The organism is Brevundimonas sp., from assembly GCF_024711105.1.
Taxonomy (GTDB): Bacteria; Pseudomonadota; Alphaproteobacteria; order Caulobacterales; family Caulobacteraceae; genus Brevundimonas.
The window spans coordinates 25,783-33,312 of the sequence record NZ_JANJTL010000092.1 but is presented as its reverse complement, the minus strand read 5'-3'; the positions used below and the strand labels follow the sequence as shown (position 1 = coordinate 33,312).

At 70.9% G+C, this 7,530-nt stretch carries 11 protein-coding genes; 4 read left to right on the top strand and 7 right to left on the bottom strand.

Going from position 1 to position 7,530, the window contains the following annotated elements:
• The 6 genes from Q0M60_RS06805 to Q0M60_RS06780 form a co-directional block, all read right to left on the bottom strand.
• Window positions 1-573, bottom strand: a 573-nt coding sequence (locus Q0M60_RS06805; protein ID WP_296817638.1) for a hypothetical protein, incomplete at its 3' end; no start/stop codon positions are given.
• Window positions 574-646: 73 nt separating this feature from the next.
• Entirely contained in the window at window positions 647-817 is a 171-nt protein-coding gene (locus Q0M60_RS06800; protein WP_296817636.1) for a hypothetical protein, read from the bottom strand.
• Window positions 818-920: 103 nt separating this feature from the next.
• Window positions 921-1,295 carry a hypothetical protein gene (locus Q0M60_RS06795; RefSeq protein WP_296817635.1) on the bottom strand — a complete coding sequence of 125 codons (375 nt, stop codon included), beginning with the start codon at window positions 1,293-1,295 and terminating at the stop codon, window positions 921-923.
• Window positions 1,292-1,963, bottom strand: coding sequence for a hypothetical protein (locus Q0M60_RS06790; RefSeq protein ID WP_296817632.1), 672 nt, complete (start codon window positions 1,961-1,963; stop codon window positions 1,292-1,294). Before Q0M60_RS06790 ends, Q0M60_RS06795 begins: the two co-directional genes overlap by 4 nt.
• A 43-nt stretch (window positions 1,964-2,006) precedes the next feature.
• Window positions 2,007-2,393 carry a dihydroneopterin aldolase gene (gene folB / locus Q0M60_RS06785; RefSeq protein WP_296817631.1) on the bottom strand — a complete coding sequence of 129 codons (387 nt, stop codon included), beginning with the start codon at window positions 2,391-2,393 and terminating at the stop codon, window positions 2,007-2,009.
• Window positions 2,394-2,395: 2 nt separating this feature from the next.
• Window positions 2,396-3,145 carry an SDR family oxidoreductase gene (locus tag Q0M60_RS06780; RefSeq protein ID WP_296817629.1) on the bottom strand — a complete coding sequence of 250 codons (750 nt, stop codon included), beginning with the start codon at window positions 3,143-3,145 and terminating at the stop codon, window positions 2,396-2,398.
• Window positions 3,146-3,293: 148 nt separating this feature from the next.
• Between Q0M60_RS06780 and Q0M60_RS06775 the strand changes: the two genes are divergently transcribed.
• The 4 genes from Q0M60_RS06775 (at window position 3,294) to pgeF (ending at window position 6,531) form a co-directional block, all read left to right on the top strand.
• Entirely contained in the window at window positions 3,294-3,764 is a 471-nt protein-coding gene (locus Q0M60_RS06775) for an NUDIX domain-containing protein (protein ID WP_296817627.1), read from the top strand.
• A 69-nt stretch (window positions 3,765-3,833) separates the two neighbouring features.
• Complete coding sequence (gene lgt, locus Q0M60_RS06770) at window positions 3,834-4,694, top strand: prolipoprotein diacylglyceryl transferase (RefSeq protein ID WP_296817625.1); 861 nt, start codon at window positions 3,834-3,836, stop codon at window positions 4,692-4,694.
• A complete protein-coding gene (locus tag Q0M60_RS06765) occupies window positions 4,691-5,764 on the top strand; it encodes an SAM-dependent methyltransferase (RefSeq protein ID WP_296817623.1) in 1,074 nt (357 codons plus the stop codon). Before lgt ends, Q0M60_RS06765 begins: the two co-directional genes overlap by 4 nt.
• Complete coding sequence (pgeF, locus tag Q0M60_RS06760) at window positions 5,761-6,531, top strand: peptidoglycan editing factor PgeF (protein ID WP_296817621.1); 771 nt, start codon at window positions 5,761-5,763, stop codon at window positions 6,529-6,531. Before Q0M60_RS06765 ends, pgeF begins: the two co-directional genes overlap by 4 nt.
• Here the strand turns inward: pgeF and lpxC are convergent.
• On the bottom strand, window positions 6,528-7,424 hold the full coding sequence (gene lpxC / locus Q0M60_RS06755; RefSeq protein ID WP_296817619.1) for a UDP-3-O-acyl-N-acetylglucosamine deacetylase: 897 nt from the start codon (window positions 7,422-7,424) through the stop codon (window positions 6,528-6,530). The two genes, pgeF and lpxC, sit on opposite strands and share 4 nt — an antisense overlap.
• Between the last annotated feature and the right edge of the window lie 106 nt (window positions 7,425-7,530).

The following is a 7,530-nucleotide window of genomic DNA, read 5'->3' as shown; positions in this document are numbered from 1 at the left end:
GTCGATGCGGTCGTCATTGGTCGGCTCCGGGGAACGCCGGGTGTCGTCGTACGACGGGTCCGCCGGCATCCGGCGGAACTGGTAGGCGGTGAAGTCGCCCGTGACCTCGCCCGAGCCGTTCACCGACAGGGCCGAGGCGTCGACCGCGCGGGTCACGCCGTCACGGCCCCGCACCAGCACACGCCGGGCCTGGCCGGTCGCGCTGCGCTCGATGCTGACCACCTGGCCCAAGGTGTCGCCGCCGTTGGAGCGCACCGAGGCGCCGGCCGCGACATCCAGGCCAAAGGAGGCGTTGCCCCGGCCGGCTTCCGCCCGAGCCGAGGCGCTAACGTCGGCGTCGGCCCGGTCACGGGCGTCGCGCGCCGTCTCGCGGCCGAATTCGACCTGGTCTCGCGCCAGATCCCTGACGTCGCTGCCGATGGCGCGGCCCTCGCGCGCAAGGCCGCTGACGGTCGGGCCCAGGCCCGTATTGCCCCTGACCCCTGCCCCCACATTGCCGCCCACGACTTGGGCGGAGGCCGGAACAGCGACGGCGAGCATCGCGGCCCCGGCAAGCAAGGCGGAAATACGCATGATCAGTCTCCACTTCGCACGGCTCCGGGCCGTGCGCGGAGAAAACACCCGCCCCACGGGCGAGTTCCTACGCTCAGGCTTCGGGACGGTCCTCGAGGAGGGCCTGGCGATCCATCGCCTCCGCCCGCGCCTCGGCCTCCTCGGCGCAGGCGCGCAGGGCTTCGACGGTCGTGCGGTCAGTGATCCCAGCCGCCAGCCGGCGGCACTTGATCGCTTCGGCGCGGAGCTCGGCCGGTGTCTTCATCCATCAGCGCCCGGTATCGTACGGACACCCGCCTAGCCGTGTTCGCGCGCGGGATATGCCTGATCGCCGACACTTCCCGAGAAAATCGAAGCCGGAGTGTGTTCTATCGCACCGGCCGGCTGTTCAGCAGGTCGACCATGCCCAGCACGCTCTTCACCGTGAACCAGATGAGCAGGACGAAACTGATCACGAAGGGGACCCACAGCAGCAACAGGCCGATCAGGACCAGGCTCAGCAGGCCGACCACCACCCACGGGATCACGTGCCACCAGAAGGACTGCCAGAAGATGCGGATCTGCTGGTCGAAGTGGCTGCGGACCCAGCCTTGCGCCGAGCCGCGCGAGACATAGGCCACGATCAGCCCGACCACCGCCAGCACGCCCGCGCTGGGGATCGACAGGATGTAGAGCAGCCAGACCACGGCCGCGGCCGGCCGGCCCTCTTCCGAGATCAGGTCGGGGTCGCGGGTGTCGGTCATGGCAGGCTCCAGGTTCGCGGATTCTTGATGGGCTTGTGCTGCACCAGGCGGATCAGGCCGGCCGATCCCCTGACCACCACCCAGGCCAGGGTCGCGGTCAGGATGAAGACGCCCAGCCCGACCGGCAGGGCCAGAACGCCCACGGCCCCGGCCACGGTTCCGACCAGGCTGGTCCGCAGCTGATAGAGCAGGTGCCCGCGGGTCCAGCCCTCGGCGCCCAGGCGCGAGATCCAGGCCAGGTACAGCGCCGGCAGGACCGACAGGCCCAGCGTCAGGACCGAGCCGACCAGCAGGCCATAGATGGTCAGGGCCATCCGGCTCTCGGGCTCGGCGGTGACGCCCTCCTCGGGGCGGGGCCTGGGCCGCGCGAAGGGCCGGGTGGCGCGCGGAAGGTCGTCGGCAGGGGCCAGCACGGCCGCTCCGCCCGCCAACGCCGTTCCGAACATGGGCTGGGGCGCGCGCCGCTCTCCGGTCAGCGACCGCGGATTGCAGAAGCCGATCAGGTCGTCGTCGACGGGCCCGAGCTCCACGGCCGGCGCCGCCGGCTCCGGTTTGGGCTCAGGTTCGGGGAGGGGCTCCGGCTCGGGCACGGGGGACCCGGTCGGCTCGGCCGCCGCCTCGACGGCCTCGTCGGGTTCGTCTTCGCGCGGGTCCTCGGGCTCGGCCATGCCTATCCCTAGCCGCCGCCGCGCCACGCGGCAACGCGCCGGCCTAGCGGACCAGGACGACCTCGCAGCCCGCGGCGCGCGCGTCCTTCAGCGCCTCCGACTTGGCCACCGCCACACGGCAGCGCCGGATCCGGTGGTCGGCCATCAGCGCCTCGGCCAGTCGCTCGGCGAAGGTCTCGACTAGGCCGATGTGCCCTTCGGCCAGCAGGGCCCGGGCCGCCTCGACCACGCCTTCGTAGTTGTAGGTGTCTTCCAGCCGCCGCACCGAGCGCGGGGCCAGCTGCAGCTCGACGTCCAGGACCAGCGGCTGGGTCCGGCCCAGTTCGTGGTCATGGACCCCGATCGCCGCCTCGACCTCCAGCCCCCGCACAAAGACGGTCAGGCCCTCGGCCACGGGTTCGGACACAGGCGTGGGACGCGGCAGGGACAAGCTCAGGGCTCCTGGATGTCGGGGGTGCGCCAGCCCAGATGCTGGCCCGCGTCGACCGCGATCATCTGGCCGGTCACCGAAGGGGCGTCAACGAGGTAGAGGACCGCCTCCGCGATCTCCTCGGGGTCCACCGGCCGGCCCATCAGCGTGCCCCGGGCCTCCGCCTCGAAGTCCGCCTCGCTCTGGTGGACCGAGGCCAGGGTCGGTCCCGGCCCCACCCCGTTCACCCGGATGCGCGGCGCCCACGCCTGGGCCAGCATCCGCGTCGCGGTCCACAGGGCGGACTTGGACAGGGCGTAGGAGAAGAACTGCGGCGTCAGCTTCCAGACCCGCTGGTCCAGCAAGTTGACCACGCAGGCCCCCTCGCCCGCCTGTTCGGCGAAGGCCTCCGCCAGCACCAGGGGCGCGCGCAGGTTGGTTTCGAAATGCCGGTCCCAGGTCTCGCGGCCCAGGCGACCCGCACGGTCGTCCTCGAAGGTTGAGGCCGAGTTGACCAGCACGGTCAGCGGCCCTAGCGCGCCTGCGGCTTCCGCTACCAATGCCCGCGCCCGCGCCTCGTCCGTCAGTTCGACCTGGACGGCCACGGCTCGCCGCCCCAAGGCCTCGATCTCCGCCACGACGGCCTCGGCCGCGTCCGGATCGCTGCGATAGTGGACGGCGACGTCGAACCCGGCCTGCGCCAGCCTGAGCGCGATGGCCCGGCCGATGCGCTGGCCCGCGCCGGTGACCAGCGCGGCGCCGCGCGCGCTCATCAGTCGAGCCGGCCGAACTCGACGAAGTTGAATCCGGCCAGGACGGCGACGAAGCCGAAGATGATGGCGATGGCGAGCATGGTCGGCTCCGAAACGATTTGCGCCGGGATTAGGTCCCTCTCGCTTCCGGATCAAGTATGGAGACCTCATGCGCTGGCGCGAGGCCATCGAGCCCTTTACCCGTCCGTTCTTCTTCGCCTGGTCCCGGATCAGCCGCGGCAAGACGCTGGGCGTGCGCATCCTGGCCGTGGACGGCGAGGGCCGCGTGCTGCTGGTGCGCCACACCTACCTGCCCGGCTGGTGGCTTCCCGGCGGGGGCGTGGACCGCGGCGAGACGCTGGAGGCCGCCGCCGTCCGCGAGCTGCGCGAGGAAGCGGGTCTGATCGCCAAGGGCCGCCCCACCCTGCTCTCCGCCCACTCCAACGAGCGGTTCTTTCCCGGCGACCACGTCTTCCTTTACCGCGTCGACGCCTGGGAGACGGGCGATCGGAAGTCGAGCCAGGAGATCGCGGAGGTGGCCTTCTTCCCGCTCGACGCCCTGCCCGCCGACCTGAACCGGGGTTCCCGCGCGCGCCTGGACGAAGTCTTCGGCCGCGCCGAAATCTCGCCGGAATGGTGACGCTACGGTGCGCGACAGCCCGCCAGCCGCTTGCTAAACGAGGCGTCTGACGCCGCCGGGGGAATCGCCGTGGTCTTTCCTGAGTTCGATCCGATCCTGTTCCAGATCGGGCCTGTCGCCATCCGCTGGTACGCCTTGGCCTATGTCGCGGGCATCCTGCTGGGCTGGCGCTACGCGGCCATGCTGGCCCGGCGCGAGGCGCTGTGGTCGCCCGGCCGGTCCCCGGCCACCCCGGCCCAGATCGACGATCTGGTGCTGTGGGTGACGCTCGGCGTCATCCTCGGCGGACGCCTCGGCTACGTGCTGTTTTACGGCGCGCTGATGGACCCACCGATCTGGTCCAATCCGCTCGACATCTTCAAGATCTGGGAAGGGGGCATGGCTTTCCACGGCGGGGCGCTCGGCGTGGCGATCGCCATCGTCCTGTTCGCCCGCGCCCAGAAGATGAGCATGCTCAAGCTGGGCGACCTCGTCGCGCCGGTGGTGCCGATCGGTCTGTTCTTCGGACGCGTCGCCAACTTCATCAACGGCGAACTGTGGGGTCGGCCGACCGACGGACCGCTCGGCGTCATCTTCTGCAACGACCGAATCCGCGCCCTCTATTCCGGCGTCTGCCCGGCCGGCGAGATGCCGCGCCATCCCAGCCAGCTTTATGAGGCGGGCCTGGAGGGCGTCGGCCTGTTCCTGCTCCTGTGGCTGGCGGTCTGGAAGCTGAAGCTGCTGGCGAAGCCAGGCTATGTCACCGGCCTGTTCCTGCTCGGCTACGGCCTCATCAGGGCGCTGCTGGAAACCGTGCGCGAGCCGGATTCCTTCATGCCCGAGGCGCTCAGCGGCTACGTCACCATGGGCATGTTGCTGTCGATCCCGATGATCCTGATCGGCGCCTGGCTGATCTGGCGGGCGCGGAGCCGTCCGCCCGTCGCGGAATGAGCCTGAAGGAGCGGCTGGTCCGCGACATCGCCGAGGGCGGGCCGCTCACCATCGCCGATTACGTCACCCGCTGCCTGCACGACCCGCGCGACGGCTACTACGCCACGCGGCCGCGGCTGGGCGCCGAGGGCGACTTCATCACCGCGCCCCTGGTCAGCCAGATGTTCGGCGAGCTGATCGGCCTTTGGGCGGTCGAGACATGGCGCCGCCTCGGCGCGCCCGACCACGTCCAGCTGGTCGAGGTCGGCCCCGGCGATGGCACGCTGATGGAGGACGCCCTGCGCGCCGCGCGGGCCGATCCTGCCTTCCTCCAGGCCGCGCAGCTGACCCTGATCGAGCCGAGCGCGCCGCTCAGGGAAATCCAGGCGCGCCGCCTCTCGCAATCGGACCTGCCGCCGCGCTTCGTCCGCTCGCTCGACGAGATCGCTCCCGAGGGGCCGGTCATCCTCATCGCCAACGAGGTGCTGGACTGCATGCCCGGCCGCCAGTTCGTGAAGACCGACGACGGCTGGGCGGAGCGTCGCGTCGGCGTCGACGAGGACGGCGAACTGGTCTTCGGCCATTCGCCGATCAGCGGCGGCTTCATCCGGCCCACCTTCGCGGTCGAACCCGGCCAGGTGGTCGAGGTCTGCGCGGCCCAGGCCATGTTCGCCGAGGGCCTGGCCGAACTGGTGAACACGCACGGCGGCGCCGCCCTGCTGATCGACTACGGCCGCGACCGGCCGGAGGCCGGCGACACGCTCCAGGCCCTGATCCGCCACCGCAAGATCCATCCGCTGGAGGCGCCCGGCCAGGCCGACCTGACCATGTGGGCGGATTTCCCCGCGGTGCTGGGCGCCGCCGTCCGCGCCGGGGCCGACGTCACCGGCTGCCGCGGCCAGGGCGAGTTCCTCGAACGGCTGGGGATCCGCGCGCGCGCCGAGCGCCTCAAGGCGGGTCGCCCTGAGGCCGCCGAGGTCGTCGACCGGCAACTGCGCCGCCTCACCGCTCTCGACGAAATGGGAACCCTGTTCAAGGCCGCTTGCATCTTCTCGCCGAAATCGCTGGCCGTGCCGGGGTTCGAGCGATGAGCGGGCTGAGGCCCATCACCCACCCCCTGCTCCAGCAGGCGGGCGTGCGCCACGGGTTCTTCACCCGCCAGGGCGGCGTCTCGACGGGCGTCTACGAGGGTCTGAACACCGGCGTCGGCTCCAAGGACGATCCCGCCGCCGTGGCTGAGAACCGCCGCCGCGTGGCCGCATGGATGGGCGGGACCCTCGACGACCTGGCCGCTTGCTATCAGGTGCATTCGGCCATCGCCCACGTCGCCGAGACGGGCTGGCGCGGCCGGCGGCCAGAAGGCGACGCCTCGGTCACGGCTGCGCCCGGCGTGATCTGCGCCGTGCTCACGGCCGACTGCGCACCCATCCTGCTTGCCGACCCTAAAGCCGGCGTGGTCGGCGCGGCCCACGCCGGCTGGAAGGGGGCTATCGGCGGGGTGATCGAGGCAGCTGTCACAGCCATGCAGGGCCTCAGCGCCGAGCCAGCGCGCATGGTCGCCGTCGTCGGACCGACCATCGCCCAGGCCAGCTACGAAGTGGATGAGGCCTTCGAGGCGCGCTTCCTCGCCGAGGCCCCCGGCTCGGGCCGGTTCTTCATCCCAGGGGCGGCTCCCGACAAGCGGCTGTTCGACCTTCCCGGCTTCGTCCTCTCACGTCTGGAGGCTGCGGGCATCGGACAGAGCGCCTGGACCGGCCACGATACGCGCGCGGACGAGGGGCGGTTCTATTCAAACCGCCGCGCCTTCCTGCGAGGAGAGCCGGACTTCGGCCGGCAGATGAGCGCGATTGCGCTCTAAGCGCTCTGCGCCAGCTCCGGCGTGCGGGTCACCACGCGCCAGACCTCGGGCCGGGCCAGCATTTCGCGGACCAACTTGTTGTTCAGGGCGTGGCCGCCCTTGAAGCCCTCGTAGCGGGCCAGTAGAGGCGCGCCGAGCACATAGAGGTCGCCGATCGCGTCCAGCGCCTTGTGCCGCACGAACTCGCGCTCCATGCGCAGGCCGCCCGGATTGAGGATCACATCACCGTCGATGACGACCGCGTTCTCCAGGCTGCCGCCGCGGGCCAGGCCGGCGCGGCGCAGCGCCTCGACCTCATGGGCGAAGCCGAAGGTGCGCGCGGCGCAGATCTCGTCGCGGAAGGTCTGTTCGTCGACGACGAAGTCCACCCGTTGGTTCCCGATCACGGCCGAGTCGAAATCGATCTCAAAAGCCATCTCGTAGCGGTCGCACGGCGTGAGCCGGGCCCACTTGTCTCCGTCTGTGACCTCGATCGGCTCCAGCACCTCGATGAAGCGCTGCGGCGTCTCCTGGCGGCGGAAGCCGGCGCGGTCGAGCAGCTGGACGAACGGCAAGGCCGAGCCGTCCATGATCGGCAGTTCCGGCCCGTCGAGCTCCACCACGGCGTTGGACACGCCGAGCGCGGCCAGGGCCGCCATCAAGTGCTCGATCGTCGAGACGGTCACGCCCTCGGCGTTGGCGATGGTGGTGTTCAGCCGGGCGTCGATGACGGCCTCGCCAGAAACCGGCACGCGGTTGTCGCGGTCCCGCACGTCGGCGCGCACGAAGACGACGCCGTGGCCGGCCGGGGCCGGACGGATCGACAGGCGCACGCGCTCGCCCGAATGCACGCCGACGCCGGCGCAGATCGCCGGACCCGCCAGGGTGTGCTCGTGCTGTTCCTTCGGCGTCACTCGACCGAAACCTCTACTCTGGCCGCACACGCGGCCCGCCCCACGGTCGCCTTAACCGTGATGGTTCGCTTGAGAAACTGAACTCGAGTTTCGCTTTGTTTCGCCT

Coding starts and splice junctions, on each gene's coding strand:
- Q0M60_RS06765 (WP_296817623.1), top strand. CDS start 4,691: ATGAGCCTGAAGGAGCGGCTGGTCCGCGACATCGCCGAGGGCGGGCCG.
- Q0M60_RS06795 (WP_296817635.1), bottom strand. CDS start 1,295: ATGACCGACACCCGCGACCCCGACCTGATCTCGGAAGAGGGCCGGCCG.
- Q0M60_RS06790 (WP_296817632.1), bottom strand. CDS start 1,963: ATGGCCGAGCCCGAGGACCCGCGCGAAGACGAACCCGACGAGGCCGTC.
- Q0M60_RS06780 (WP_296817629.1), bottom strand. CDS start 3,145: ATGAGCGCGCGCGGCGCCGCGCTGGTCACCGGCGCGGGCCAGCGCATC.
- Q0M60_RS06800 (WP_296817636.1), bottom strand. CDS start 817: ATGAAGACACCGGCCGAGCTCCGCGCCGAAGCGATCAAGTGCCGCCGG.
- Q0M60_RS06775 (WP_296817627.1), top strand. CDS start 3,294: ATGCGCTGGCGCGAGGCCATCGAGCCCTTTACCCGTCCGTTCTTCTTC.
- pgeF (WP_296817621.1), top strand. CDS start 5,761: ATGAGCGGGCTGAGGCCCATCACCCACCCCCTGCTCCAGCAGGCGGGC.